The 1528-nt window shown below is 63.6% G+C and carries 1 protein-coding gene; it reads left to right on the top strand.

All coding sequences use genetic code 11. From position 1 onward, the window contains the following. Window positions 1–95 precede the first annotated feature (95 nt). The gene (locus IVA81_RS25980; protein WP_247323222.1) at window positions 96–1433 is read left to right on the top strand and encodes an IS1182 family transposase; all 1338 of its coding nucleotides are present in this window, start codon (window positions 96–98) and stop codon (window positions 1431–1433) included. The last annotated feature ends 95 nt before the right edge of the window (window positions 1434–1528 follow it).

The raw sequence follows: 1528 nt of genomic DNA, 5'->3' as shown, positions 1-1528 counted from the left end.
CTCAGAGGCTGTGAATCTATGTGATTTGGCGCGTTTCCGTTTGCCGAACGGTGAGCCGAATGATTCTCTGCTTTCAAAGGTCGATGGAGGCAGGGATGTCGCGCGAGACGCTGTTTGATGATCTGCCTGAGGCTGAACCGGCGGGGCGGGAGTGGCCGGGGCAGCCGCGGCTTCGCGAGCCTGTCCGCGATCAAGTCGAGCTGCGTGCGGTTGATCTTGAGGCGCTGCTTCCGGCGGAGCATCCGGCGCGTGTGATCTGGGCCTATGTCCAGAGGCTCGATCTGAGCGCGCTTGAAGGGACCATCCGGGCTCGCGCGCATGGTCCGGGGCAAGCACCGGTCAGCCCGCGCCTGCAATTGGCGTTGTGGCTGTTTGCCACAAGCCAGGGTGTCGGCAGTGCCCGGGCGCTGGCGCGGCTATGCGAGAGCCATGATGCCTATCGCTGGCTGTGCGGCGGGGTGAGCGTGAACTATCACAGCCTGTCGGAGTTCCACACGGCGCATCCGGAGCTTTTGGAGCAGTTGCTGGTGGAGCACGTTGCCTCGCTTTCGGTCGCAGGCGTGATCAACCTCGATGAGGTGGTGCAGGATGGCGTGCGTGTGCGTGCCTCGGCCGGAGCAAGTTCTTTCCGGCGCAGCAAGAAGCTGCACAAGGAGTTGAAGAAGGCCAAGCGTCTGGTCGAGTACCTGCGGCAAGAGAATGACGACGATCCCGACGCCAGCAACAGGCGTATCCGGGCCGCGGAGGACCGTGCGGCCCATGAACGCGAAGCGCGTGTTACGGTCGCACTCGAGCAGCTTGCCGAGATCAAAGCGCATCGGGCACGCCGCGGCCGCGAGAACAGGAACAACAGGAAGAAGGGAAGCAAGCGCCCCGAACCACGCGCCTCCACGACGGATCCGCAGGCCCGGGTCATGAAGATGGCCGATGGCGGCTTCCGTCCAGCCTATAACTGCCAGATCGCGAGCGTTGCCGACGGCCAGATCGCCATTGCCGTGGACGTGACCAATGTTGGCTCGGACCGAGGCCTGATGCGACCGATGCAGGAGCGGCTTGCGGGCTCTTATGGTCGCACCAAGCGCTATCTCGTCGACGGCGGCTTCAACAAGAACGAGGACATCGAATGGGCTGCCAGCCAAGGGATCAAGGTCTATGGCCCGCCGGCCAACAGCAAGCATGGGACCGATCCCTATGCGCCGCGCCCAGATGACGGCCCGGGCATGGCCGCCTGGCGCAGACGAATGAAGAGCCCTCACGGCAAGGCCGTCTACAAACGCCGGGCGCCAGGTGAATGCATCAACGCCCGATTCCGCAATTGGGGCCTGCGTCAGTTCACGGTTCGAGGTCGCGAAAAGGTGCTCACAGTGCTGCGCTGGTTTGCCCTCGCCAACAACGTTCTCGCCGGACACAGGCTCCTGGCCCAAGCCGCGTGAGCAAATCCCACCAACCTTGAGGCCTACCGCCCGATTGCTATCGTCCCACCGAGCCAAATAGCGCGCCCGCAACTCATAGGGTCACAAGCTCTCAG

Source organism: Bradyrhizobium sp. 141, from assembly GCF_023074055.1.
In the GTDB taxonomy this organism is placed as follows: Bacteria; Pseudomonadota; Alphaproteobacteria; order Rhizobiales; family Xanthobacteraceae; genus Bradyrhizobium.
Note: the sequence above shows the minus strand (reverse complement) of the source record. Positions and strands in the feature narration are given on the sequence as shown.